At 61.7% G+C, this 24462-nt stretch carries 22 protein-coding genes; 13 read left to right on the top strand and 9 right to left on the bottom strand.

Annotated elements, in window-relative coordinates; all coding sequences use genetic code 11:
• Positions 1–24 precede the first annotated feature (24 nt).
• Entirely contained in the window at positions 25–774 is a 750-nt protein-coding gene (locus ABOK31_RS15685) for a tryptophan 2,3-dioxygenase family protein (RefSeq protein ID WP_349956621.1), read from the bottom strand.
• Positions 775–923: 149 nt separating this feature from the next.
• Here ABOK31_RS15685 and ABOK31_RS15680 point away from each other — a divergent pair, with 149 nt between their 5' ends.
• On the top strand, positions 924–1394 hold the full coding sequence (locus tag ABOK31_RS15680) for an Lrp/AsnC family transcriptional regulator (RefSeq protein ID WP_349956620.1): 471 nt from the start codon (positions 924–926) through the stop codon (positions 1392–1394).
• A gap of 103 nt (positions 1395–1497) precedes the next feature.
• On the opposite strand, the gene ABOK31_RS15675 is transcribed toward ABOK31_RS15680, so the two are convergent.
• Entirely contained in the window at positions 1498–2121 is a 624-nt protein-coding gene (locus ABOK31_RS15675) for a TetR family transcriptional regulator (RefSeq protein ID WP_349956619.1), read from the bottom strand.
• Positions 2122–2322: 201 nt separating this feature from the next.
• Between ABOK31_RS15675 and ABOK31_RS15670 the strand changes: the two genes are divergently transcribed.
• Positions 2323–3492 carry an efflux RND transporter periplasmic adaptor subunit gene (locus tag ABOK31_RS15670; RefSeq protein ID WP_174173369.1) on the top strand — a complete coding sequence of 390 codons (1170 nt, stop codon included), beginning with the start codon at positions 2323–2325 and terminating at the stop codon, positions 3490–3492.
• Positions 3492–6650, top strand: coding sequence for an efflux RND transporter permease subunit (locus tag ABOK31_RS15665; protein WP_349956618.1), 3159 nt, complete (start codon positions 3492–3494; stop codon positions 6648–6650). Before ABOK31_RS15670 ends, ABOK31_RS15665 begins: the two co-directional genes overlap by 1 nt.
• Positions 6651–6753: 103 nt before the next feature.
• Here ABOK31_RS15665 and ABOK31_RS15660 read toward each other — a convergent pair whose 3' ends face one another.
• Complete coding sequence (locus ABOK31_RS15660) at positions 6754–7368, bottom strand: hypothetical protein (protein ID WP_349956617.1); 615 nt, start codon at positions 7366–7368, stop codon at positions 6754–6756.
• Between the two features lie 312 nt (positions 7369–7680).
• On the opposite strand from ABOK31_RS15660, the gene ABOK31_RS15655 reads away from it, so the two are divergent.
• Entirely contained in the window at positions 7681–7833 is a 153-nt protein-coding gene (locus ABOK31_RS15655; RefSeq protein WP_167376678.1) for a hypothetical protein, read from the top strand.
• A 19-nt stretch (positions 7834–7852) separates the two neighbouring features.
• Here the strand turns inward: ABOK31_RS15655 and hutC are convergent, their stop codons facing one another.
• Together hutC and ABOK31_RS15645 are read right to left on the bottom strand one after the other, a co-directional pair.
• Complete coding sequence (hutC, locus tag ABOK31_RS15650) at positions 7853–8572, bottom strand: histidine utilization repressor (protein WP_174173399.1); 720 nt, start codon at positions 8570–8572, stop codon at positions 7853–7855.
• 193 nt (positions 8573–8765) lie between these two features.
• Positions 8766–10109 carry a formimidoylglutamate deiminase gene (locus ABOK31_RS15645; RefSeq protein ID WP_174173372.1) on the bottom strand — a complete coding sequence of 448 codons (1344 nt, stop codon included), beginning with the start codon at positions 10107–10109 and terminating at the stop codon, positions 8766–8768.
• Between the two features lie 101 nt (positions 10110–10210).
• Between ABOK31_RS15645 and hutI the strand changes: the two genes are divergently transcribed.
• The 7 genes from hutI to ABOK31_RS15610 all read left to right on the top strand — a co-directional run bounded on the left by hutI (position 10211) and on the right by ABOK31_RS15610 (position 18030).
• A complete protein-coding gene (gene hutI, locus ABOK31_RS15640) occupies positions 10211–11467 on the top strand; it encodes an imidazolonepropionase (protein ID WP_174173373.1) in 1257 nt (418 codons plus the stop codon).
• The gene (hutH, locus tag ABOK31_RS15635) at positions 11464–12999 is read left to right on the top strand and encodes a histidine ammonia-lyase (protein WP_349956616.1); all 1536 of its coding nucleotides are present in this window, start codon (positions 11464–11466) and stop codon (positions 12997–12999) included. Before hutI ends, hutH begins: the two co-directional genes overlap by 4 nt.
• A gap of 1 nt (position 13000) precedes the next feature.
• Entirely contained in the window at positions 13001–14686 is a 1686-nt protein-coding gene (gene hutU / locus ABOK31_RS15630) for a urocanate hydratase (RefSeq protein ID WP_349956615.1), read from the top strand.
• A gap of 1 nt (position 14687) precedes the next feature.
• Positions 14688–15251 (top strand): HutD family protein, encoded by a 564-nt coding sequence (locus ABOK31_RS15625; protein ID WP_349956614.1) that lies wholly within the window; start codon positions 14688–14690, stop codon positions 15249–15251.
• Positions 15252–15329: 78 nt separating this feature from the next.
• Positions 15330–15992 (top strand): sulfite oxidase-like oxidoreductase, encoded by a 663-nt coding sequence (locus ABOK31_RS15620; RefSeq protein ID WP_174173377.1) that lies wholly within the window; start codon positions 15330–15332, stop codon positions 15990–15992.
• Between the two features lie 189 nt (positions 15993–16181).
• On the top strand, positions 16182–17621 hold the full coding sequence (locus ABOK31_RS15615; protein ID WP_349956613.1) for an MFS transporter: 1440 nt from the start codon (positions 16182–16184) through the stop codon (positions 17619–17621).
• A gap of 103 nt (positions 17622–17724) precedes the next feature.
• Positions 17725–18030 (top strand): hypothetical protein, encoded by a 306-nt coding sequence (locus tag ABOK31_RS15610; protein ID WP_174173379.1) that lies wholly within the window; start codon positions 17725–17727, stop codon positions 18028–18030.
• A gap of 42 nt (positions 18031–18072) precedes the next feature.
• Here ABOK31_RS15610 and ABOK31_RS15605 read toward each other — a convergent pair whose 3' ends face one another.
• On the bottom strand, positions 18073–18468 hold the full coding sequence (locus ABOK31_RS15605; protein ID WP_349956612.1) for a type II toxin-antitoxin system VapC family toxin: 396 nt from the start codon (positions 18466–18468) through the stop codon (positions 18073–18075).
• Positions 18468–18695, bottom strand: coding sequence for a type II toxin-antitoxin system VapB family antitoxin (locus ABOK31_RS15600; protein ID WP_349956611.1), 228 nt, complete (start codon positions 18693–18695; stop codon positions 18468–18470). The genes ABOK31_RS15605 and ABOK31_RS15600 overlap by 1 nt, the downstream gene beginning before the upstream one ends.
• A gap of 168 nt (positions 18696–18863) precedes the next feature.
• Here ABOK31_RS15600 and ABOK31_RS15595 point away from each other — a divergent pair, with 168 nt between their 5' ends.
• The gene (locus ABOK31_RS15595) at positions 18864–20054 is read left to right on the top strand and encodes an acetyl-CoA C-acyltransferase (protein ID WP_349956610.1); all 1191 of its coding nucleotides are present in this window, start codon (positions 18864–18866) and stop codon (positions 20052–20054) included.
• 221 nt (positions 20055–20275) lie between these two features.
• Here the strand turns inward: ABOK31_RS15595 and ABOK31_RS15590 are convergent, their stop codons facing one another.
• The gene (locus ABOK31_RS15590) at positions 20276–20566 is read right to left on the bottom strand and encodes a hypothetical protein (RefSeq protein WP_349956609.1); all 291 of its coding nucleotides are present in this window, start codon (positions 20564–20566) and stop codon (positions 20276–20278) included.
• Positions 20567–20641: 75 nt separating this feature from the next.
• Positions 20642–23149 carry a heavy metal translocating P-type ATPase gene (locus ABOK31_RS15585; RefSeq protein WP_349956608.1) on the bottom strand — a complete coding sequence of 836 codons (2508 nt, stop codon included), beginning with the start codon at positions 23147–23149 and terminating at the stop codon, positions 20642–20644.
• Positions 23150–23319: 170 nt separating this feature from the next.
• Here ABOK31_RS15585 and ABOK31_RS15580 point away from each other — a divergent pair, with 170 nt between their 5' ends.
• Positions 23320–24429: an RHE_PE00001 family protein gene (locus ABOK31_RS15580; protein WP_349956607.1), complete on the top strand. Its 1110-nt coding sequence runs from the start codon at positions 23320–23322 to the stop codon at positions 24427–24429.
• The last annotated feature ends 33 nt before the right edge of the window (positions 24430–24462 follow it).

Here is a 24462-nt window from a genome sequence, read left to right as displayed (position 1 = left end):
CGAAAGGCGGCTTTCCGTCAGCGCCTATTCGGCTGCATCGTGCTTGGAAATGGAATCGCGGACGATGCCATATTGACCGCCCCAGCGATCAGTCATTTCGTGGCGAATATCCCAGAGATCGGGGAAGAAGCGATGGCGCGTGCCGGCCTGCAGCAGCTCGACGGGGCGGCCTTTCAGAGATTTCGAGCCGAGCCCGATGGAACGCTGGATCAGATAGATGTGGTTGGCACGGAACTTCTGGAACAGCTCGTCATATTCGACCAACGCCTCGGCGACCACGTAACTGTCGCCATGATCGTATTTCCCATCATAGATATCCGCGATCGTCAGGCCGGCGGCATCGAGATAGTTCGCCTTGAAGGCGTGCCAGAGATCCGGCGGCATGCGCAGCAGAAATCCGAAGCCAGGCGATTCCTGCCCGCTGCCATTGCCGAGCTGCAGGCGGATTTGCTGATATTCCTTGGGCGACATGGTTTCGAGAAGATCGAGCTGAGCCGTCATCATGCGCATGATCCGGTGCACGCGGCCCATGAGGGTCACGACGCGATGCGTATTGCGCTCCTCCATGAAACCGATGACATCGACCAGCGTATAGGCCATCAGCTTCATCCAGAGTTCTTCGACCTGATGGACGATCTGGAACTGCAATTCATCGCCGTTGACCATCCCGTTCAACGGCTTCTGACACGCAAGCAGCTTGTCGCACTGCAGGTAAACGCCATAGTCGCGCATTTCGGGCGCCTCGATGCGCGCGTAATAGTCTTTCTTCTGCATCTTCGTTCCCTTTGTTCCGGCCCTCGGCCGCCAAGCATGTTTGCTCACCCTCAAGGATACGAAATTCAACTTGAACATTGTTCCTATTTGTCATTCAAATTATGAGAAACGGAGTACGATCGATCATCCTTATAGCCATGGAGAGAACGATGGAGTTGGACGCGCTCGACCACAAGATCATTACCGCGCTTGAGGCTGATGCCCGCCTCTCCTTTGCGGCGCTTGCCGATCTGGCCGGTCTCAGCAAGACACCCTGTTGGAAGCGGGTGAAGGCGCTGGAGGCGGCGGGCGTGATCCGGGGATACAGGACACTTCTCGACCCGGCCCGGCTCGGCTTCGGGCTGGAAGCCTTCGTGCAGGTGTCGATCGATGTCGAGCGTTTCGATGCTTTCGAAGCCGCCGTGCGCCGCCATCCGCTGATCTGGCGCTGCCATGCGACGACGGGCGAGGCCGATTATCTCCTGCATATTCTGGCCACCGACATGGCCGCACTCGACCGGCTGCTGCGACAGGAGCTCAACCGGCTGCCCGGCGTCAGGCATACGGTGACTTCGATGTCGACGCGGGAGATCAAGTCGGATATTTCGCTGGCCGAGGCCACGCGGCATGCGGGCGCCTAGAACGTTTCCGCTTTTCTTCGAATCGCAAAAACGCTCTATATCCGTGTTTCTTTACGCAGTCCGGACGAAAAACCGCTCCGCACTTTTCCTGAAATTGCTCTAGCTAGCGGTTTTCGTTGCCGCGCATGGAGCGGATCAGGCTGCGGACCAGCCGCTCGCCGACATCGACCAGCGGAAAGGATTTGCCGGACCGAAGCCATTCGGCAAGCAGGCCGTTCATCGAGCATTGAATGGCGCGGGCGGCGGAATCGGCGGTCCATAGCGCTGCAAGCGAACTTTGTTCATCCGCCATCTCGATCAGTTTCTGCAGCTTGCCGAACATTTCGGCATTGGCCGTGATGATGCGCTGGGCCGCGTCGGACAGATGTTCCGTAAACTCGCAGCCGAGGATCATGATGGCGAAGACGCGCTGCTGATGCTCATCATTCACCAGGATCTGTAGAACTTCGATTGTGCCTTGCTCGATCAGGCCAAGAGGATCGTCATGTCCGTGCTCGATCGCATAGTCGACCATAGCTTCTTGCGGCAAGCGGATCTCGCTGTGCAGCGCGGTCAGGACCTCGGCCTTGTCTTTGAAATGCCAGTAGATCGCACCGCGCGTTACGCCTGCGCGCTGGGCGATCTTTTCGAGGCTCGAGCCGCTGACGCCGTTTTCATAGAAGATCTCGGCGGCGGCGGCGAGGACTTCCTCGCGGGTCTTGGCGGCATCTTCCTTGGTTCTGCGCATGCGCCTCCTCAAAATTTCGGCGAACGAAAAGGGGGATTTCGTCTCGCTCTATATCTCTGATTTCATGCATCAATATCTCAAAGCTGCATGCGGTTCCCCATATCATCCATAGAAGTCACATTGATTTGATATTTACAATCATTCATGTATGTTTGTATATTGCGCCGCAACAAGAATGTCGAATCTCGCGGTGATTTTCCCATGACGACGCATAAATCCCTCCTCCTGCGCAGCAGCCTCATTGTAGCCGGATTGCTCTTTTTCTGCGCGTCTTCCTCCTTCGCGCAGCAGGCCGGACAGATGCCGCCGCCGCAGGTGACGGTGGTCGATGTCAAGCCACAGACCGTGGCGCTCTCTTATGAATATGCTGCGCGCATCTCTGCCTTTAGGCAAGTCGATGTGCGGGCGCGCGTCGGCGGTATCCTGTTGAAAAGAAACTTTATCGAAGGTGCGGAAGTGAAGGCCGGCGACGTGCTGTTCCTCATCGATCCGGCGACTTACAAGGCAGCACTTGCCCAGGCCCAGGCGCAATTGCAGCAAAGCCAGGCCCAGTTGGCCCAGGGGCAACGCGAGGAAAAGCGCAACATCACCTTGTTCGACCAGAATGCGGTCACCCAGAAGGCGCGCGACGATGCGATTTCGACGCGGCAGTTGGCGGAAGCGGCCGTGGCCGCCGCGCAGGCGCAGGTTCAGACGGCGCAGCTCAATCTCGATTATACGCAGGTCACCGCGCCGGTCGGCGGCATCACCAGCCTGGAACAGGTCTCCGAGGGAAGCCTCATCGGCACCACGGGCGATACCGGCCTGCTCACCAGCATCACGCAGCTCGATCCGGTCTACGTCAATTTTTCCTTCTCGGATGCCGAAGCTGCCGAGGTGCGCCGGCTGATCGACATGAAGAAGGCCAAGGGAGAGGCGCCGAATCTCGGCGTCAAGATCTCGTTCGGCGACGGCTCGACCTACGATCATGACGGCGTGGTCGACTTCACCTCTTCCACGATCGACGTGTCGACCGGCACGTTGCAGGCCCGCGCCGTGGTCGACAATCCCGATCGCCGGCTGCTGCCGGGCCAGTTCGTTCGCGCGAAGGTGACAGGCGTCTCGCTCGACAACGCCATTACCATCCCGGAAGTGGCGCTGATGCAGAGCCCGCAGGGCCAGTTCGTCTACACGATCGACCAGGAAGGCAAGGCGCACGTCAATCCCGTGACGCTGGGCCAGAAGATCGGCGATAGCTGGCTGGTACTGTCAGGCCTCAAGGCCGGCGACAAGCTGATCACCGAAGGCATCATCAAGGTGCGCCCCGGCGCGCCGGTGCAGGCGACGGCGGATGCATCGCCCAAGGATACGAACAAGGTGGCGCAGAACTGATGTTGGGCAACAGATTCTTTATCGACCGTCCCGTTTTCGCGGCGGTGATCTCGATCGTCATCCTGCTTGCGGGCGCGGTTTGCCTGCGCATCCTGCCGATCGCGCAATATCCGGAGCTGACGCCGCCGCAGGTGGTGGTGACCGCGACCTATCCCGGCGCCAGTGCCGAGACGGTAGCACAGACCGTTGCCGCCCCGCTGGAGCAGCAGATCAACGGCGTCGAAAACATGCTCTACATGCAGTCGACGAACTCCAACAGCGGCTCCATGCAGATCACGGTGACCTTCGCGCTCGGCACCGACCCGGACCAGGCTGCGATCAACGTCAACAACCGCGTACAGCGCGCGGTCTCGACGCTGCCTCAGGATGTGACGCGGCTGGGTGTCGTCGTTACCAAGCGCTCGACCTCGATCCTCGGCTTCATCGCCATGTACTCGACCGACAGCCGCTACGACCGTGCCTATGTCGGCAACTATGCGCTGCTCAATGTCATCGACGACCTCAAGCGCATTCCGGGCGTGGGCGATGTCAACCTGCTTGGCGATATCGACTATTCAATGCGCATCTGGCTGCGGCCGGACAAGCTTGCACAGTATAATCTTACGCCGAGCGATGTCGCGACCGCCATCCAGGAGCAGAACTCGCAGTTTGCCGCCGGCCGCTTCGGCGACCAGCCGAGCAACAATCCGCAGGCCTTCACCTATACCGTGACGACGCAGGGCCGTCTGCCCGACGTCGACGCCTTCGGCGAAATCATCCTGCGTTCGACCGCCAACGCTGCGACGCTGCGCCTCAAGGATGTCGCGCGCATCGAGCTCGGCACCAAGAGCTATTCCGTCCAGAGCAGCCTCAATGGTACGCCGGCCATCCCGATTGCCGTCTACCTGCAGCCCGGCGCCAATGCCTTGAACACGATGAAGGCACTGAGGACGCGTCTGGATGAACTGCAGAAGTCATTCCCGCAAGGCGTCGCCTACGAGATCCCCTACGACACGACGAAATTCATCCAGGTGTCGATCGAGGAGGTGATCAAGACCTTCATCGAGGCGATCCTTCTCGTCATCATCGTGGTCTTCGTCTTCCTGCAGAACTGGCGGGCAACGCTGATTCCCGTGATCGCTGTGCCCATCTCGATCATCGGCACGTTTGCCGGCATGTATCTGCTCGGCTTCTCGATCAACCTTCTGACCCTGTTCGGGCTGGTGCTGGCGATCGGTATCGTTGTCGACGACGCGATCGTCGTGCTCGAAAACGTCGAGCGTCTGATGACAACAGAGAAATTGTCCCCGAGAAAGGCGGCCATCAAGGCGATGGGCGAAGTGACCGGTCCGGTCATCGCCATCGTGCTGGTGCTCTGCGCCGTCTTTATTCCGGTCTCCTTCATGGGCGGGTTGGCGGGCCAGATGTACAAGCAGTTCGCCGTCACCATCGCGATCTCGGTCACGCTCTCCGGTATCGTGGCGCTGACACTGACGCCGGCACTCTGCGCTCTGATCCTGAAGCCCGGCCATCACGAGCCGGTCTTGCCGTTCCGCATCTTCAACCGGGCCTTCGACCGGCTGACGCAGGGTTATGCTGCGGGCGTCGCGTTCTTCCTGAAGCGCGTCATCGTCGGCTGCGTTCTGGTTGCCGGCCTGCTCGGCGTGACGGGCTATCTCTTCTATACGCTGCCGGGGTCGCTGGTGCCGGACGAAGACCAGGGTTCGCTGTTCCAGATCGCCATCCTGCCGCCGGCGGCGTCGCTGACGCGCACGCAGGCGGTCATGGATGAGGCGATGGTCAACACCCAGAAGCTGCCCGGCGTCGAGAACGTCTTTGCGGTCTCGGGCTTCGACCTGCTGTCGGGCGGCCTGAAGAGCAGTGCCGGCGTCGCCTTCGTGACGCTGAAGGACTGGAGCGAGCGCAAGACGCCGGAACTCGATGCCCGCAATCTCGCAGGCCCGATGATCGGCGCCAACATGGGCATCAAGGATGCCATGGTGCTCGCCTTCAACCCGCCGCCGATCATGGGTCTTTCGACGACGGGCGGTTTCGAGGTCTATCTGCAGGATCGCAGCGGCAAGGGTGTTGCCGGGCTTTCCGATGAGGCCCAGAAGCTTGTCGAGGCGGCCTCGAAGCGGCGGGAGCTGGCCGGCGTCCGCACCACGCTCGATACCAACGTTCCGCAGTTCCGTACCGATCTCGACCGCGAGAAGGCCAAGGCGCTCGGCGTGCCGATCAACTCCGTCTTCGACGCCATGCAGGCGACGTTCGGCAGCCTCTACGTGAACGATTTCACGCTTTACGGCCGCAACTATCAGGTCAACCTGCAGTCGGAAGCGCCATTCCGCGAATCGCCCGACGATCTGCGCCAAGTCTTCGTCCGCTCCGACAGCGGCAAGATGATTCCGCTCGATACGCTCATCAAGGTGACGCGCGCCATCGGGCCGGACCAGCTCGAACGCTACAACGCCTTCAATGCCGCCAAGATCACCGGCAACCCGGCGCCCGGCTATACGTCAGGCGACGCGATCAAGGCCATGCAGCAGGTGGCAGCCGAGACCTTGCCGCAGGGCTTCCAGATCGCGTGGACGGGTTCTGCCTATCAGGAGCTGGAGACGAGCGGCGCCGGCACGCAAGCGATGATCTTCGGCGTCATCATGGTGTTTCTGATCCTCGCTGCGCAGTATGAAAAGTGGAGCCTGCCGCTCGCCGTCATCACCGCGATCCCCTTCGCGTTGTTCGGTGCGCTGCTGGCCACCTATCTGCGCGGGCTCACCAACGACGTCTACTTCCAGATTGGCATGGTGACGCTGATTGGCCTGGCGGCAAAGAACGCCATTCTGATCGTCGAGTTCGCCGTGCTGAAACGCAAGGAAGGCATGAGCGCGGCGGAAGCAGCGCTCGAGGCAGCCCGGCTGCGCTTCCGCCCGATCGTGATGACCTCGCTCGCCTTCATCCTCGGCGTCGTGCCACTGGCCATCAGCACCGGCGCAGGCTCCGCCAGCCGCCATGCCATCGGCACCGGCGTCATCGGCGGCATGCTGGCGGCAACCTTCATCGCTACCTTCTTCATCCCGATGTTCTACCGCCTGATCGCCTGGAAGCAGCCGAAGCCGGTGGAAGATGACGAGGATGATGCGATCGATCATCGCCCGCATGCGCAGGCTGCCGAGTAAGGCCTCCTGCTCATTCGCCAAGTGCTAGGAAAACAGGCGGATCGCAGTTTTGCGGTCCGCCTGTTTTCGTTGGATGCAAATCAGCCGATTGATCGGGCATCGATCACATCGGCGGTACGGTGCCGTTGAGGCCCACTGCAACTCGGTCGGCGGAGACTGTGGTCTCGCCGGTTTGCTCGCCTGTGATGAAGACACCGGCGCCGTGCTTCAGATCGGCTTTCGTTGCTGACGTCAGCGTCACGACAGGCGTGCCATCCGGGATCTTGATCTTGCGTTCGCCGCCCTTGTAGGTGAGCGTCAAGGTCGGGCCGCTGACCGAGGTCACGGCATTGGCGACCGTGGCATTGGTCATCGAACTGTTCGGCTTTGAATCCCAAGGGCGGTCGCCTTCGCCGGTTCCTTTCATCGAGGCAGGGAAGATGACCACCTCGATCGCACCATTGATGCCGCTATCGGTCGGCTGCGACGCGATGCCGACGAAATCGCCAGGCTTGATGTCGCTGACGGCCGCCTTGACGACGCCGCCAACGTTCCAGCCGGATTTCAGCGCAACGGTAACGTCCTTGCCGTCGCGAGACTTGACCTTGAGCGTATCGCCATCAAGGCTCTCCACGGTGCCGCGCACCCTCACGCGTTCGGCGGCATCGGCGCTTTGCAGCGTGGCGAGCATGGCGGCGGAGAGCGTCAGCACAGCCGCGATCAGACGTTTGCGATCCATGGGTGGGGTCTCCCTTGAGATATCGGACGAGCGATGCGCCGGTCGTCCCTGATAAGAAGGTTGGAATTGGTCGACGGAGGCCGCGGAACGGCTTCGAAGCCATCTACATTGCGATCCTATGCGCCGCTTGCGCTGTCCGCCATTCAAACAAGCGTGAGATGGCGGTCTTATCCGGCGCGGCCAGAAATTCTTGGAAAAGGCCTGTTATTTCCCAGAACATCAAGCATTGCTTAACATTTACCGTTAGACTGCGCTGGTTATCTCGAATTCCCTATCGCGCTTAGCGCTGGGCTGGGGAGATTGGAGAACGAAATGACCGCGATTCGTCCCCTTCTGATCGGAATCCTCCTGATTCTGGCACTGGTTCTGATTGCGCTCAGCATCCTGCTGGTCGATCCCGCCCAGCCTGTCCGTCAATCCGAGAGCCTCATTCCGCCGCCGACCGAGTCTCCGCAACGTCCCTGAAACAGTGCTGGGAAAACGGTCAGCTTGCCGGTGTGAAACGAGCTACAAGGCTGTGGCGATCACCGGGATAGGTGAGGCGAACGTGGGTGATCGGGCCGGCGGCGCTCCAGGTGCGACGTTCGACGACGAGGCATGCCGTACCCTTCTGGATATCGAGGTTGGCGGCGGCGTCGCCTTCGGCTGATATGGCGCGAATCTGGTGTTCGGCAGTACTCCACGGCACCTGGTTGAGCAGCCAGGGGCCTGGCGGCAATGTCTCGAAATCCGCCTTTGCCGCTTCCGGCACGGCGTCGAGATTGATGACGCGGTTTTCCAGGCAGAAGGGGCGCGGACCGGCATAGTGGATGCAGGTGATCTCCATCACCGGAATAGAGCCGACAAACTGCAGTCTGCGCGCGTCTTCCGGCCGTCCGCGCCGCTCGGCAAGCTTTATCAGCCTGTGCGAATAGGACAGATTGAGCGACAGAACCTCGGACTTGATGTCATGGATCTCAAGTACGGCGGATTGCGCCTGCGGATGGGTGACAAAGCTGCCCGAGCGCTTTCGCCGCTCGATCAGGCCGGCACGCGCAAGCTGGGTCAGCACCTTGTTCACCGTCATGCGCGAGCAGTCATATTGCTCCGCCAGATCCATTTCGAACGGAATGCGATGTCCTGGCGGCCAGACGCCGGAGACGATCTGGCCCTCGATATCGCTGAGGATGCGCTGATGCAGGGTCGCCTCTTTGCCCGTGGTCATGCCGCCCGTCTGTTCCGTGTGAGACATGGGATTTCCCGCAAGTTATTTAGGGGTCAATCGATGGGAGGAAAAGCGGTTTCTGAGAGTCGGATGATTTTAGGTCGAAACGACCTGAAATCTGAATCCGCTCTAAAATCAAAGAAGTAGAGCATGATGTTGTCCGAAATCCCCTGACACTTTTCGGCATCATGCTCTAACCGATGAGTTCGGCCATCGCCTTGCGGAACCGCGCGGAGATCGCCTCTCTCTTCTGGTGACGGCCGCCTTCGACCTGCTTTTTACCGAGGCTCCATACGCCATCCACGGTAACGCCGCCGGCGAAGGTCCAGTGATCGAGAATGCGATCGCCGGAGAGATAGGGCACTGCGCTCACATCGAGCGAAACGATATCGGCGTGATTGCCGACCGCAAGACCCGCCGGCGCCTTCAGGGCCGCACCGCCGCCTGCCAATGCGCCGTCGTACAGCATGCGGGCGGTGGAGCCGCCGGTCTCGGCGATGACGTTGCGGGCGCGCAGTGCCAGGCGCTGCGAATATTCGAGCTGTCGCAGCTCCTCGGGTACCGAAATCAGGATATTGGAGTCGGAACCGATACCGTAACGGCCACCTTCTTCCAGGAAGAGGGGAGCTGCGAAGACGCCATCGCCGAGATTGGCTTCGGTGATCGGGCAAAGGCCGGCGATCGCGCCGCTCTTGGCCATGCGGCGGGTTTCATCCTCGGTCATGTGCGTGGCATGGATCAGGCACCAGCGTTCGTTCATAGGCGCATTATCAAGCAGCCATTGCACAGGGCGGGCACCCGACCAGGCGATGCAGTCTTCCACTTCCTTCACCTGCTCGGCAACGTGGATATGGATTGGTCCATCGCCTGCGATCGGCACGAGCTTTGCCAGTTCTTCCGGCGTGACGGCGCGCAGGCTGTGCGGCGCGATACCGAGTTCGGCGCCGGGCAGGCGGCTGGTGACCGTGCGGCAGCCTGATATCAGCGCTTCGAAGCTGTCGACCGAATTGATGAAGCGGCGCTGGCCCTCGATGGGAGCGGTGCCGCCGAAGCCGGAATGGGCGTAGAAAACGGGAAGGAGTGTCAGCGCGATGCCGGTTTCGGCGCTGGCGGCGCCGATGCGCTCGGCCAGTTCGGCGATATTGGCATAGTGGCTGCCGTCCTTGTCATGGTGCAGGTAGTGGAATTCGCCGACGCGGGAGAAGCCGGCTTCCAGCATCTCCATATAAAGCTGCGCGGCGACGGCCTCGACATGATCCGGGGTCATCGACAGGGCGAACTTGTACATGACGGTGCGCCAGCTCCAGAAGCTGTCGTTGGCCGGGCCGCGGACTTCTGCAAGGCCGGCCATGGCGCGCTGGAAGGCATGGCTGTGCAGGTTCGGCATCGCCGGCACCAGAACATCCTGCCTGCTGTCACCGGCATCAGGTGCAACATCCGTCGCGATCCCGGCGATCCGGCCGCCTTCGAGGGTCAGTCGCACATTCTCGTGCCATCCGTCGCCAAGCAAAGCCGTGCGTGCATGAAGTCTCGTCATGGTCTCACCCTTTCCTTTCGGACACGGAGTCCAAAATCCCTCTTGTCAGCCTTTCGATTATGTATATACATTATGAGCCAACGAGGAAAGGCGTAAAGCTGATGGGTGGGAACAATTTTTCCGACGATAGCCAGGAAAATGGCGCGGCAAGCCGCGTGTGGCGCAATGTTCGCCTTGCGACCCTGAAAGAGGGCGAGGCCTGGCTCGGCACGATCGAGAAGGGTGCGATCCTGACCAGGGATGGCCGCATTGTCTTTGCCGGCCACGAAGCCGATTTGCCTGATACCTCCGGTGCCGAAACGATCGATCTTAAGGGGCGCTGGGTGACGCCCGGTCTCGTCGATTGCCATACGCATATCGTCTATGGCGGTAATCGCGCCCGCGAATTCGAGATGCGGCTGGAAGGGGCTAGCTACGAAGAAATCGCCCGCGCCGGCGGCGGCATCGTTTCCTCCGTCAACGCGACCCGTGCTCTCTCCGTCGATGAACTCGTTGCCGTCGCGTTGCCGCGGCTCGATACGCTGCTTTCCGAAGGCGTGACGACCATCGAAGTGAAGTCGGGCTATGGTCTGAGTATCGAATCCGAACTGAAGATGCTGCGCGCCGCCCGTAAGCTCGGCGAAGTTCGCCCGGTTCGCGTCGTCACCTCCTATCTCGGCGCCCATGCCACGCCGGCCGACTACAAGGGCCGCAACGGCGACTATATCACTGATGTCGTGCTGCCTGGCCTTAAGCAAGCTCATGCCGAAGGGCTCGTCGATGCGGTCGACGGCTTCTGCGAGGGCATTGCCTTTTCGACGGCGGAAATCGCTCGTGTTTTCGATCTCGCCAAGTCGCTCGGCATTCCGATGAAATTGCATGCGGAACAGCTCTCCAATCTCGGCGGCGCGAAGCTTGCGGCATCCTATGGTGCACTTTCTGCCGATCACGTCGAATATCTGGATGAGGATGGCGTCAAGGCAATGGCTGCTTCCGGCACCGTTGCCGTGCTGCTTCCCGGCGCCTTCTATGCCATTCATGAGAAGCAGAAGCCGCCGGTTCAGGCGCTGCGCGATGCCGGTGTGCCGATCGCGATCGCGACCGACTGCAACCCCGGCACGTCGCCGCTGACCTCGATGCTCCTCACCATGAACATGGCCGCGACCCTCTTTGGCCTGACGGTCGAGGAATGCATCGTCGGCGCGACGCGCGAAGGCGCGCGTGCTCTTGGGCTGCTCTCCGAAACGGGTACACTCGAGGCCGGCAAGTCCGCCGATTTTGCCATCTGGGATGTCGAAAGCCTGGCGGAGCTCGTCTACCGCATCGGCTTCAATCCCCTCCATGCCCATGTCTTCAAGGGAAAAAGGTTCAACCGATGACCGTCGTTCTCCATCCCGGCTCCGTTTCGCTGCAGCAATTGGCGGCAATCTACTGGACCGGCGAGTCCGCCAAACTCGATGCCTCGTTCGATGCCGGTATCGCCAAGGCGGCCGCCCGCATCGCCGAAATTGCTGCTGGCAATGCGCCGGTTTACGGCATCAATACCGGCTTCGGCAAACTTGCATCGATCAAGATCGACAGCGCCGATGTCGCGACGCTGCAGCGCAACCTCATTCTGTCGCATTGCTGCGGCGTCGGCCAGCCGCTGCCCGAGAACGTCGTTCGCCTCATCATGTCGCTGAAGCTGGTTTCGCTCGGCCGCGGTGCATCCGGCGTACGGCTGGAGCTGGTGCGGCTGATCGAAGGCATGCTTGAAAAGGGCGTTATTCCCCTCATCCCTGAAAAGGGTTCCGTCGGCGCATCGGGCGACCTTGCGCCGCTCGCGCATATGACCGCCGTGATGATGGGTCATGGCGAGGCCTTTTATGCCGGTGAGCGGCTTTCCGGCGCGGCAGCGCTCGAAAAGGCCGGCTTGAAGCCGGTCGTGCTCGCTGCCAAGGAAGGTCTGGCGCTGATCAACGGCACGCAGGTGTCGACCGGTCTTGCGCTTGCCGGCCTCTTCCGCGCCCATCGCGCCGCCCAGGCAGCTCTCATCACCGGAGCCATGTCGACGGATGCGGCCATGGGCTCTTCGGCGCCGTTCCATCCGGATATCCATACGCTGCGCGGCCATAAGGGCCAGATCGATACCGCTGCTGCCCTTCGTGGCCTGCTGGCGGGTTCCGTGATCCGCGAAAGCCATATCGAGGGCGACGAGCGCGTGCAGGATCCTTATTGCATCCGCTGCCAGCCGCAGGTGGATGGCGCCTGCCTCGACCTTCTGCGCTCCGTCGGCCGCACGCTCGAAATCGAAGCCAACGCCGTCACCGACAATCCGCTCGTGCTTTCGGACAATTCCGTCGTTTCCGGCGGCAATTTCCATGCCGAGCCGGTTGCTTTCGCTGCCGACCAGATCGCGATTGCGGTTTGCGAAATCGGTGCGATCGCCCAGCGGCGCATCGCGTTGCTCGTCGACCCGGCGCTCAGCTATGGTCTGCCGGCCTTCCTCGCCAAGAAGCCGGGCCTGAACTCCGGTCTGATGATTGCCGAAGTAACCTCGGCGGCGCTCATGTCCGAAAACAAGCAGATGTCGCATCCGGCCTCCGTCGACTCGACGCCGACCTCGGCCAACCAGGAAGACCATGTCTCTATGGCCTGCCATGGCGCGCGTCGCCTGCTCGGGATGACCGAAAACCTCTTCGCCATCATCGGCATCGAAGCGTTGACGGCTGCTCAGGGTGTCGAGCTGCGCGCGCCGCTGACGACCAGCCCTGAACTGACGCTTGCCATTGCTGCCATTCGCGCCGCCGTGCCTTCGCTCGAAGAGGACCGCTACATGGCAAACGACCTGAAATTCGCCGCAGACCTCATTGCCTCCGGCGCCCTCAATGCCTCGATCTCAACCGACATCCTGCCCTCCTTGGAGATGTGACATGACCAACCCGCGCCATAATATCCGCGAAATCCGCGCTCCTCGCGGCCCGGAACTCAACGCCAAGAGCTGGCTGACCGAAGCGCCGCTGCGCATGCTGATGAACAACCTCGACCCGGACGTTGCCGAAAACCCGAACGAGCTGGTCGTCTATGGCGGCATCGGCCGCGCTGCCCGCACCTGGGACGACTTCGACCGTATTGCCGCGACGCTGAAGACGCTCAACGAAGACGAGACGCTGCTCGTGCAGTCCGGCAAGCCGGTCGCCGTGTTTCGCACCCACAAGGATGCGCCGCGCGTTCTCATCGCGAATTCCAACCTCGTGCCGCATTGGGCAACCTGGGATCACTTCAACGAGCTGGATAAGAAGGGCCTTGCCATGTACGGCCAGATGACGGCCGGCTCGTGGATCTACATCGGCACGCAGGGCATCGTGCAGGGCACCTATGAAACCTTCGTCGAAGCCGGCCGCCAGCATTATAACGGCGATCTCAAGGGCAAGTGGATCCTGACCGGCGGCCTCGGCGGCATGGGCGGCGCACAGCCGCTGGCGGCCGTCATGGCCGGTGCCTGCTGCCTTGCGGTCGAGAGCGACGAAACCCGCATCGATTTCCGCCTCCGCACCCGTTATGTCGACGAAAAGGCATCGAGCCTCGACGAAGCGCTTGCTTTGATCGACAAGTGGACGAAGGCCGGTGAAGCCAAGTCCGTCGGTCTGCTCGGCAATGCCGCCGAAATCTTCCCGGAACTCGTAAAGCGCATGAAGGCTGGCGGCCCGCGTCCGGATATCGTCACCGACCAGACTTCCGCCCACGACCCGCTGAACGGCTACCTGCCGGCCGGCTGGACTGTGGCCGAACACAGGGCCAAGCGCGAAAGCGATCCAAAGGCCGTCGAAGCTGCCGCTCGTGCCTCGATGAAGGTTCATGTCGAAGCCATGGTCGATTTCTGGAATGCCGGCGTGCCGACGCTCGACTACGGCAACAACATCCGCCAGGTCGCCAAGGACGAAGGCTTTGAAAATGCCTTCGCCTTCCCGGGCTTCGTGCCGGCCTATATCCGTCCGCTGTTCTGCCGCGGCATCGGTCCCTTCCGTTGGGCTGCCCTTTCGGGCGATCCGGAGGATATCTACAAGACCGACGCCAAGGTGAAAGAACTCACTCCCGGCAATACGCACCTGCACAACTGGCTCGACATGGCGCGCGAGCGCATCGCCTTTCAGGGTCTGCCGGCACGCATTTGCTGGGTTGGCCTCGGCGATCGTCACCGCCTCGGCCTCGCCTTCAACGAAATGGTCAGGAATGGCGAGCTGAAGGCGCCTGTCGTCATCGGCCGCGACCATCTCGACTCCGGCTCGGTCGCCTCGCCGAACCGTGAAACGGAAGCGATGAAGGACGGCTCGGACGCCGTTTCCGACTGGCCGCTGCTCAATGCCCTGCTCAACACCGCATCGGGCGCCACCTGGGTGTCGCTGCATCACGGCGGCGGCGTCGGCATGGGCTTTTCTCAGCACTCGGGCATGGTCATCTGCGCCGACGGCACCGATGATGCGGCCAAGCGTCTGGAGCGCGTGCTCTGGAACGACCCGGCAACCGGCGTCATGCGCCATGCCGATGCCGGCTACGACATCGCGCTTGACTGGGCCAAGCAGCAGGGCCTGCGCCTGCCGGCCATCCTGGGGAACTAAGATGAAGCTGCTGCGCGCCGGTGATCACAAGCGCATGCCCTGGAAAAACGGCGGCGGAGAAACGGTTGAGATCGCCGTTTCGCCCGACGGTACCGGGCTTGCCGACTTCGACTGGCGCGTCAGCATGGCGACCGTTGCCTCGGACGGGCCGTTCTCGGTCTTTCCCGGCATAGATCGCACGCTATCCATTCTCGATGGCGAGGGCATGACCCTCTTCATCGAGGGGCGGGAGCCTGAACGCCTGACGCAGGCGAGCGAGCCGCTGCCTTTCGCAGCGGATGCGCCGACTTCGGCGACGCTGATCGATGGCACGATTACCGACCTCAATGTGATGACGCGGCGCGGACGTTTCACGCATTCGGTGCGGCGCGTTTCGGTCGATGGATATAGCGAGGTCACTTTCGGAAACGGGATCACCCTTGTTCTTTGCCATCGCGGTAACGCGGAGATCGATGGCACGATGCTTGATGCGGACGATTGCCTGCTTGTCTCGAATGGTGATGCCGCACGGCGGTCGATATCCGGCAAGGCGCGGCTCTTCTGCATCGCCATCACGGCAATATAGTCGGCTATCTGCCGCTCCTTGACTTGACACCTGCCCAGCTCGGTAATCCTATTTCTGCTCAGCAGAGAGGATAGCTGCATGAGCGACGACCAGATTCCCGCCGATAGCAAGCTCACGACTTCCAAGCGTCGCTGGGCGGCGGAGGGCAAGTTTCTGACAGGGCGCATCAGCCGGCCCGAGACTGAGCGGCTGCCGCCGGGGCAGCATCTCGTGAAGAACTGGCCGGTGCTCGATCTTGGCGTGCAGCCGCAGGTGTCCTTGTCGAGCTGGCGGCTCGATGTGTTCGGCTTCGTGGAAAAGCGGCTCAGCCTGGATTGGGCGGCTTTCCAGGCGATCGGGCAAAGCACCCATGTCAGCGACATTCATTGCGTGACGACCTGGTCGCGTTACGACAATCGCTGGGAAGGAGTTTCGACGCGCGATCTCCTTGACCTCGTCATGCCGACGGCCGAGGCGCATCATGTGCTGCTGACGAGCTATGACGGCTATACCACCAACCTGCCGCTTTCGGATTTCGCGGCCGAGGATGCGATCCTCGCCACCGGCTGGGAAGGCCAGCCGCTGACCGGCGAGCACGGCGGCCCGATGCGTCTCGTCGTGCCGCATCTCTATTTCTGGAAGAGCGCCAAGTGGCTGAACCGCATCGAGCTGATCGGCTCCGATCGCGCCGGCTTTTGGGAGAAGAATGGCTATCATATGTATGGCGACCCGTGGCGGGAGCAGCGTTACTCCGACGATTGATTTCGGCGTGAGGTGCCGCCAAAGCAGATGCGGCAAGGGTCGCGATTTCTTTGTCACTGTGCCAATTTTTGATGGCGCCGGTTCGGGTTGCGGCTTTGCAAGGCGCTATCATGGGCGTATTCAATGATCGTATGATTGTTGCCGGTAACTTCCGGTCCGTTTGAACGCTATCTTCTGAAATTTCACATCATGACCGTTGCCCGGACCATAGAACAGCCTTCCGAAGACAATTTCGGCCGGCAATCCCGCGTCATCGCCTTTGTCGTCGCCGTCTCCTTTTTCATGCAGTTTCTGGACGGGACGATCATCACCACCTCGTTGCCGCAGATGGCGGTAAGTTTTGGTGTCGAGCCGGTCTCGATGAGCATCGGTATCACGGTCTATCTGCTCACCATGGCGGCCTTCGTGCCGCTCGCCGGCTGGGCAGGTGATCGCTATGGCGCCCGGCGGGTGTTCCTGGCATCCATCGCCATCTTCACCGTTGCGTCGCTATTCTGCGGCCTATCGGGCAATTTGACCGAATTCATCATCGCTCGTGCCGTTCAGGGCCTCGGCAGTGCGCTGATGACGCCTGTCGGACGCATCATCGTGCTGCGCAACGCGCGCAAGTCCGATCTCGTCAATGCGATGTCGATGATCGTATGGCCGGCGCTGACGGCTCCAGTCATTGGCCCGGTGCTCGGCAGCTTAATCACCACCTACCTGACCTGGCATTGGAACTTCCTGATCAATATCCCGATCGGCATCATTGGCCTTGGTCTCGTCCTGCGCTTCGTGCCGGATCAGCGGGAGGAAAAGGTCGCGCGGCTCGATGTGGTCGGCTTCCTGCAATCGGCGGCGGGGCTGACCTTCCTGCTCGCCGGTCTGGAATTCGTGGTTCAGGGCACGACGGCGCTCGTGGCCAGCGTCGGCTTGATCGCTGTCGGCGTGGTCTTTTCCATCATTGCCACCCGGCATTTCCTGAAGGTTGACGAGCCCTTGCTCGATCTCTCCGCCTTCAAGGTGCAGACCTTCGCCATGTCGACGCTTTCGGCGGGTACGGCGAGCCGCGTCGCGATCAATGCCACGCCTTTCCTGATCCCGCTGCTTTTCCAGGTCGGCTTCGGCCGCACGGCGATCGATGCCGGCACCTATCTGCTGTTCTATTTCGCCGGCAATCTCGGCATGAAGGCGATCACCACGCAGATGTTGAGGATCTTCGGTTTCCGCAACGTGCTTGTCGTTAACGGTCTGATCTCATCGGCCAGCATTGCCGGATGTGCGTTTCTGTCTCCATCGACGCCGGACCTGTTGATATATTGTCTGCTATTCATTGCCGGGCTTTCGCGGTCGATGAATTTCACGGCGCTGAATACGCTTGGCTTTGCCGATATCCATGCCGCGCAGCGCAGCTCTGCCTCGACATTGTCGAGTATGCTGCAGCAGGTTTCGCTGCTGCTCGGCGTTGCCGTCGCTGCCGCCGTCCTCAATCTCTCGCGCACGATTCATGGTGAGGAAACGCTCTCGCTCGTCGATTTTCGCTGGGCTTTCCTTGTCGTTGGCCTTATCGGTGGCATCTCCGCATTGCGTTTTATCAGCCTGCCGCACGATGCCGGCGCAGAGGTATCCCGCCATAAAGTGAAGACCTGATCAAAACCTTCAAATTCTTAACGATATTGACAGGCAAGCCGCTGTAAAATGGCCTGCCAGTTCCCATATGAAATTCGCGTCAACTCCCACAGGAGGCAGTCCCATGCTGCTCAGAACCCTCGCCATCTCTGCTCTCGTCCTCGGCGTGTCCAGCGCCGCCATGGCAGAGCAGGTGCACAAGCATCATCCCAAGCGCGTCAATGTCGAGGCGTTCCAGACCGATGTCGGCAATGTCGATCATTCGAAGGACGCAATCCTGCCGGATGGCACGATCAACACCGACCCGTCGGTGACCGGCCCGATCCGCGCCGGCGACTCGATGTCCCGCCTGCAATGCGCTGCTGCCCCGAATGCAGTCGGCGTTCGTTCGAACACGTTCGCGGCAGGCCCTTCGTCTCTTTGCCCGTAACAACAGATCGCATCGGGCCGGCCTCGCCTCCGTTGGAGCAGCTTAGGCCAGCTCGATGTCCGTTTGCTTGAACTGGTCGCTTTTCGACAGTAGCGGCTGGCGATAATAACGAGCGCAGGCATAGGTCATGCAATCGTCCAGGCTGAGGCGCCCCGGCTGGCCGCCTTGGCCATAACGCTCATATGCTTCCGTCGCCAGAGCGGCGGCTCGAGGTGGCACGGCGAGCGGCTGAATGTTCATAAGCTGCAGAAACGTGCGCACCGCTTCGCCGGCCTCGGTCGGCGACAATCTCAAAGCTTCAGAGATCAAGATTGCGGCATTCGCTGCGGCAAGCGGCGAGGTCATTCGTGCCGTTGCCCGCTGCATGCGGATGGCGAAGGCGCGCGCCTCTTCCTCGTCCGTCATCATAGCCGACAGTACTGAAGCGTCGATGAACATCAAATCTCTCCCGCTATGTCGGCGCTTTCGCTTTTGGCGATGGCCTTCTGCTTGAGAGTGCGGCAGAAAGCGACGGCGACGTCGGCAAGGGCCGGCTTGGTCAGCTCCTCATCCAGCGCCTTCTGCAAGGCAAGCCGCACGGCTTCCGTCTTGGTGGTGGCCTTGGTCAGCGCCTGATAGCGCCGCGCCAGTCGGTCGATGGCATCGTCCTTGATGTAAAGTGGCATGGAATATCCCTTCAAATTTTATGGATATCCTTAAGGCCTGTATGCCGTGAGGGCAATCATATCCGCCGCCGGTTTGCATCCTATTTCCCACGATATTTAGATGACGATCATCATTTAACGTGATAGGACTCAGGTGAAGATATCGTTTGCTGACCGTGAGGAGATGTCATGTCTGCTATCGATCCCGTCGTCATCGTATCCGCCACGCGCACGCCGCTCGGCCGCTTCCAGGGAGATCTTTCGCCATTGCAGGCGCCCGAGCTTGGCGCGCATGTCATCCGAGCCGCGCTGGGGCGTGCCGGCCTTTCGGCAGAGCGGGTGGATGAAGTTTTGTTCGGCTGCGTCCTGCCCGCGGGGCAGGGACAGGCGCCGGCCCGGCAGGCTGCTCGCGGGGCTGGCCTGCCGGATGCCGTCGGCGCCACTACCATCAACAAGGTCTGCGGTTCCGGCATGAAGGCGACCATGCTGGCGCATGATCTGCTTCTCGCCGGTTCGGCCTCGATCGCGATCGCCGGTGGCATGGAATCCATGTCGAATGCGCCTTATCTGCTCGCCAAGGCACGCGGCGGTTATCGCATGGGCCATGATCGCATCTTCGACCATATGATGCTCGATGGGCTGGAAGATGCCTATGAGAAGGGCCGCTCGATGGGCGATTTCGGCGAGATGGCGGTCGAGGCCTATCAGTTCAGCCGCGACGATCAGGATGCCTATGCCGTCGAAACGTTGTCGCGCGCCCGCGCCGCAATCGGGAATGGCGCCTTCGAAGCCGAGATCACGCCGGTTTCTGTTGCCGCCAAGGGTGGCCTTGTGACGATTGCCAGGGACGAGCACCCGCAGAAGGTCTCGCCGGAAAAGATCCCGACGCTCAAGCCCGCCTTCCGCAAGGACGGCACGATTACCGCCGCCAGCGCCTCGGCCAATGCCGATGGTGCGGCTGCCTTGATCCTGACGCGCCGTTCGCTTGCCGAGCGCGAGGGGCTGCCGATCCTGGCCGAAATCAAGGCGCATGCCACGCACAGCCAAGAGCCCGCCTGGTACACGACAGCGCCGATCCCCGCGATCCGCAAGCTGCTTGACAAGATCGGCTGGAAGATCGGCGATGTCGATCTCTTCGAGATCAACGAGGCCTTCGCCGTCGTCGCCATGGCAGCCGCGAAGGAGCTTGGCATTGCGCGCGATCGCCTGAATGTCAACGGCGGCGCCTGCGCGCTGGGCCATCCGATCGGCGCCACAGGCGCGCGGTTGATCGTGACCCTGCTGCATGCGCTGGAGCGTCAAGGAGTGCGGCGTGGCGTTGCCGCACTCTGCATCGGTGGCGGCGAGGCGACGGCAATCGCTGTGGAGCGGGTCGGCTGACTCTAGCGATATAGGGGCTGGTCAGGCACGCCTATTGACGCCGCGCCTGCGGGCATGGCCCCTCATCCTAGCCTTCTCCCCGCTCATGCGAGGAGAAGGGACGGCCGTGCAAGGCTGCGAATTTGCGTAAAAGATCGTAGGCTATCGACTGAGACTCCCTCTCCCCGCAGGCGGGGAGAGGGCTGGGGTGAGGGGCAACGTGGCACGCCCTCTCCATGCTGCTAAATATAGACCAGTTCGTAGACGTAGGATTTCGCGCCCTTCTTGCTCACCCACTCGCATTCCGGCGGATAATCGGCGTCTTGTTCCGGAAGCGGCACGTTCCACGGCCTGCCGAGCAAGGCTCCGTCTTCATCATCCCAAGCGCCCCAACCGAAGCCACCTTGAAACCTGATCCAGAGATCGGCGTCCTCGCGCCTGTAGCCGATCTTTCCGTCGGGCAACTGTTTGCGATGAAACGTATAGGCCAGATCATCGCTCCGTCGCTTCAGCTGAAAGTGATCCCTATTCATGCCAGATCCGTTGTCTTGTTTCGGATACGGATACTGGCATCGGCCATTTGTTGTGTCCAATATTCCGGCATCGCACTACTTCGCCAGCCGCAGCCTGAGCGCATTGGCGATGACCGAGACCGATGACAGGCTCATCGCGGCTGCGGCGATCATCGGGGATAGAAGCAGGCCGAAGACCGGATAGAGTACGCCGGCTGCGAGCGGCACGCCGAGCGCATTGTAGCCGAAGGCGAAGGCAAGGTTCTGCTTGATGTTGCGGATGGTCGCTTCCGAGAGATGGCGTGCCCGCACGATGCCGTTGAGATCGCCCTTCACCAGCGTGATCCCCGCGCTTTCCATTGCGACATCGGCGCCCGTGCCCATGGCGATGCCGACATCGGCGGCGGCAAGCGCGGGCGCGTCGTTGACGCCGTCGCCGGCCATGGCAATGACGTGGCCTTTGGCTCGCAGCTCGTCGATCAGCGCTTTCTTGCCTTCCGGCAGCATGTCGGCGCGCACTTCGTCGATCCCAAGTTCTCTCGCGACGGCAGCCGCAGTCTTGCCATTGTCGCCGGTCGCCATGACGATCGTGAGGCCGCTTTCGTGCAGCGCCTTGATGGCTGCTGCCGTGGTCGGCTTGATCCGGTCGGCGACGGCGACCAGGCCGGCGAGCTTTCGGTCTATGGCGACGAACATGACGGTCTTGCCCTCGCCGCGCAGGCGCTCGGTCTCGGCCTTCAATGCGTCGGTCGAGACGGCAAGATCGGCCATCATCGCAGCATTGCCTAGCGCGATCGCGGTTTCGCCGATGCGACCTTCCACGCCCTTGCCTGTCACAGCCGAGAAGCCGGAGATTTCGACGAAATGCGCGCCGCGTTCCTCGGCGCCGGCAACGATCGCTTCGGCGAGCGGGTGTTCGGAGCCGCGCTCCAGGCTGGCGGCGAGCGAAAGCAGGCGTGCCTCGTCAATGCCTGTTACAGCGATGATGTTGGTCAGGTTCGGCTTGCCTTCGGTCAGCGTGCCTGTTTTGTCGACGATCAGCGTGTCCACCTTTGCAAAGCGTTCCAGTGCTTCCGCGTCACGCACCAGCACGCCCTCATGTGCGCCTCTGCCCGTGGCAATCATGATGGACATCGGCGTTGCCAGGCCGAGGGCACAAGGGCAGGCGATGATCAGTACCGCGACGGCTGCAAGCAGCGCATGGGCGAGCCGCGGCTCCGGCCCGACGAAGGCCCATACGGCAAAGGCGATGATGGCGGCGGCGACGACGGCGGGCACGAAGATGGCGGAGACGCGGTCGACCATCGTCTGGATCGGCGCGCGCGAGCGCTGCGCCTTGGCAACGAGTTCGACGATACGCGAGAGCGTCGTATCGGCCCCGACCTTTTCGGCCTGCATGATGAAGGTGCCGTTGCGGTTGATCGTGCCGCCTGTCACCGCATCGCCCTTGTCCTTTTCGACGGGCAAGGGTTCACCCGTGATCATCGATTCATCGATGGTGGATTGGCCTTCGATGACAGAGCCGTCTACCGGAACACGCTCGCCGGGGCGCACGCGCAGCCGGTCTCCGGCCTGGATCTCATCGACGGGCACATCGAGTTCGCCGCCTTTGGCGTCGATCCGCCGTGCCGTTTTCGGCGCGAGGTCGAGCAGCGCACGGATGGCCGAGCCGGTGCGTTCGCGAGCCTTCAGTTCCAGCACCTGGCCGACGAAGACCAGCGCGACGATGACGGAAGCCGCCTCGAAATAGACGGGAACGCTCTCGCCATGCCCCCTAAAGCTCATGGGGAAGAGGCCGGGGGCAAGCGTGGCGACGACGCTATAGACATAGGCGGTGCCGACGCCGAGGCCGATCAGCGTCCACATGTTGGGGCTGCGATTGACGAGCGAATTCCAGGCACGGCGGAAGAAGGGTAGTGCTGCCCACAGCACGACCGGGGTCGCGAGGATAAGTTCGATCCATGTGGCAATCGGCTCGCCGATCCAGTCGCGGATGGGCAGGCCGATCATCGGACCCATGCTGATGGCAAGCAGCGGCAAGGACAGCGCGGCGCTGATCCAGAGCCTGCGCGTGAAATCGGCCAGTTCCGGGTTCGGACCTTCATCGGCGGCGGGGACACCCATCGGTTCCAGCGCCATGCCGCATTTCGGGCAATCGCCCGGATGGTCGCTGACGACCTCCGGGTGCATCGGGCAGGTATAGAGCGTGCCTTTCGGCATCGGTTTCGGCGCGGGCTTGTTACCTTCGAGATAGGAGGTCGGATCCGCCTCGAACTTCGCCTTGCAGCCGGAGGAGCAGAAGTAGAATTTCTCGCCCTCGTGCTTCAGAAAGTGGTGGGCCGTGGCGCGGTCGACCGTCATGCCGCAGACCGGGTCCTTTGCGGTGAGGTAATCTTCCGGCGCAGCCTCGAACTTTGCACGACAGCCGTTGCTGCAGAAGTGAAACGTGCGGCCGTGATAATCCAGCGACGGCTTACCCGCGTTCGGATCGACGGTCATGCCGCAGACGGGATCGCGGGTCATCACATCCTGCGTGCTGACGTCATCATGATGGTGATGACCGTGGCCATGATGGCCGTGATCGTGTTCGTCGTGCGGTGCCATGTCATACTCCCGTGCCTGAGAGGCGTCGGATGATTTTATCAACCTTCCTATCGCTGGAAGGTCAAGACGAAAAATAGTGATTGCCATCCACAGTTCACAGGGCCTCCTTCCTATCCCCCTTAAGAGCGCAATGATAAGTTCCGTAAGATCGATGCAATGAAGTGATTCCAATGCGATATGATCTGACCGCGCTCCCCCTTGCCACGCTTCTGCCTGCCATCGTCAAGGCGGAAGATATGCTGGCGCGGCTGGATGAGCGTGTCCTCAGGCACGCGGTGGCGGATGGCTTTCGCGAGCGCGGGCACTTTTTCGATGCCGCCGGCGCGCTTTGGGTCGGCGGCGAACTGGTGCATGTGGAGGATCTCGTCCTGCACGATGCGCGCATGGATACGCGCACCCCGACGCATGAACTGACCATCGCCCACGCGGTGCTGCGCAGCCGGCGGCGCCTCTGGACCGCCGATCCCTCCTGGGGCCTGGAGGCGGCCGGTCTTGCCGTGCTGCGCGGTGACGTCGGCGAGGCCGAGGACGCGATTGTGCCGCGCTCGACGCCTGCAGAAACTATGGAACTCGACGAGCCGGAGAGCGAAGAGGACGATTTCGGTGTCGATTTTGCCGAGATCGACGCCATCCTCGCTCGATCCGACAAGATCCTGAATGGCGGCATTCTGGAAGCCCGGCAGCCAACCGTTGATGTTGACGATCCCCTCGCACTCATCCGTGATGAGGATTGGGATGAGGACGAGCGGCTGGAGAGCTGGCGCGCCGTCATCCGCGAGGCGGATCTGCTGCCGGCGGCTCTCGGCGCGGCGGTGCTCTTCGATGCCTGGGAGCGGATCGAGCCGCTGCGGCGGCAGCACTGGCTCGGCGGCTTGCTGGTCAGCGCCTATCTGCGCAGCCGCGGCAAGGTCACGTCGCATCTCTTCTGCCTGAATGTCGGCCTGAAGGCCGTCCGGCACGATCGTCGGCGCGCGCCGGATCGCATCACGCGGCTGATAGCCTTTCTGGAGGCCATGGCGCTCTCGGCCGATTCCGGGCTGAAGGAGCTGGATCGCCTGTCTCTCGCTAGGCTGCAGATGGAATTGCGGCTCAAGGATCGGCGATCGAACAGCAGCCTGCCCGAGGTGATCGATATCGTGCTGTCGCGGCCGATCGTTTCGGCGAAGATGATCGCGCGCCATGTCGGCGTCACCTCCAGGGGCGCGCTCAACCTGGTGTCCGAACTCGGCCTGCGCGAAATGACCGGCCGTGGCCGCTATCGCGGATGGGGCGTACTTTGAGCTGTCGAAACGGCTGCTGCGGGTAGGTGCGGC

Origin of the sequence: Rhizobium sp. ZPR4, from assembly GCF_040215725.1 — a bacterium.
GTDB lineage: Bacteria > Pseudomonadota > Alphaproteobacteria > Rhizobiales > Rhizobiaceae > Rhizobium > Rhizobium rhizogenes_D.
This window is presented reverse-complemented; position numbering and strand designations above follow the sequence as displayed.

What these genes read in the sequence shown, in the direction of transcription:
- ABOK31_RS15625 (WP_349956614.1), top strand. Translation starts at nt 14,688, where the DNA reads ATGAAGCTGCTGCGCGCCGGTGATCACAAGCGCATGCCCTGGAAAAAC.
- ABOK31_RS15590 (WP_349956609.1), bottom strand. Translation starts at nt 20,566, where the DNA reads ATGAATAGGGATCACTTTCAGCTGAAGCGACGGAGCGATGATCTGGCC.
- ABOK31_RS15670 (WP_174173369.1), top strand. Translation starts at nt 2,323, where the DNA reads ATGACGACGCATAAATCCCTCCTCCTGCGCAGCAGCCTCATTGTAGCC.
- ABOK31_RS15585 (WP_349956608.1), bottom strand. Translation starts at nt 23,149, where the DNA reads ATGGCACCGCACGACGAACACGATCACGGCCATCATGGCCACGGTCAT.
- ABOK31_RS15665 (WP_349956618.1), top strand. Translation starts at nt 3,492, where the DNA reads ATGTTGGGCAACAGATTCTTTATCGACCGTCCCGTTTTCGCGGCGGTG.
- ABOK31_RS15580 (WP_349956607.1), top strand. Translation starts at nt 23,320, where the DNA reads ATGCGATATGATCTGACCGCGCTCCCCCTTGCCACGCTTCTGCCTGCC.
- ABOK31_RS15620 (WP_174173377.1), top strand. Translation starts at nt 15,330, where the DNA reads ATGAGCGACGACCAGATTCCCGCCGATAGCAAGCTCACGACTTCCAAG.
- hutU (WP_349956615.1), top strand. Translation starts at nt 13,001, where the DNA reads ATGACCAACCCGCGCCATAATATCCGCGAAATCCGCGCTCCTCGCGGC.
- ABOK31_RS15660 (WP_349956617.1), bottom strand. Translation starts at nt 7,368, where the DNA reads ATGGATCGCAAACGTCTGATCGCGGCTGTGCTGACGCTCTCCGCCGCC.
- hutH (WP_349956616.1), top strand. Translation starts at nt 11,464, where the DNA reads ATGACCGTCGTTCTCCATCCCGGCTCCGTTTCGCTGCAGCAATTGGCG.
- ABOK31_RS15680 (WP_349956620.1), top strand. Translation starts at nt 924, where the DNA reads ATGGAGTTGGACGCGCTCGACCACAAGATCATTACCGCGCTTGAGGCT.
- ABOK31_RS15600 (WP_349956611.1), bottom strand. Translation starts at nt 18,695, where the DNA reads ATGCCACTTTACATCAAGGACGATGCCATCGACCGACTGGCGCGGCGC.
- ABOK31_RS15595 (WP_349956610.1), top strand. Translation starts at nt 18,864, where the DNA reads ATGTCTGCTATCGATCCCGTCGTCATCGTATCCGCCACGCGCACGCCG.
- hutC (WP_174173399.1), bottom strand. Translation starts at nt 8,572, where the DNA reads ATGACCACGGGCAAAGAGGCGACCCTGCATCAGCGCATCCTCAGCGAT.
- ABOK31_RS15685 (WP_349956621.1), bottom strand. Translation starts at nt 774, where the DNA reads ATGCAGAAGAAAGACTATTACGCGCGCATCGAGGCGCCCGAAATGCGC.
- ABOK31_RS15645 (WP_174173372.1), bottom strand. Translation starts at nt 10,109, where the DNA reads ATGACGAGACTTCATGCACGCACGGCTTTGCTTGGCGACGGATGGCAC.
- hutI (WP_174173373.1), top strand. Translation starts at nt 10,211, where the DNA reads ATGGGTGGGAACAATTTTTCCGACGATAGCCAGGAAAATGGCGCGGCA.
- ABOK31_RS15610 (WP_174173379.1), top strand. Translation starts at nt 17,725, where the DNA reads ATGCTGCTCAGAACCCTCGCCATCTCTGCTCTCGTCCTCGGCGTGTCC.
- ABOK31_RS15615 (WP_349956613.1), top strand. Translation starts at nt 16,182, where the DNA reads ATGACCGTTGCCCGGACCATAGAACAGCCTTCCGAAGACAATTTCGGC.
- ABOK31_RS15655 (WP_167376678.1), top strand. Translation starts at nt 7,681, where the DNA reads ATGACCGCGATTCGTCCCCTTCTGATCGGAATCCTCCTGATTCTGGCA.
- ABOK31_RS15605 (WP_349956612.1), bottom strand. Translation starts at nt 18,468, where the DNA reads ATGTTCATCGACGCTTCAGTACTGTCGGCTATGATGACGGACGAGGAA.
- ABOK31_RS15675 (WP_349956619.1), bottom strand. Translation starts at nt 2,121, where the DNA reads ATGCGCAGAACCAAGGAAGATGCCGCCAAGACCCGCGAGGAAGTCCTC.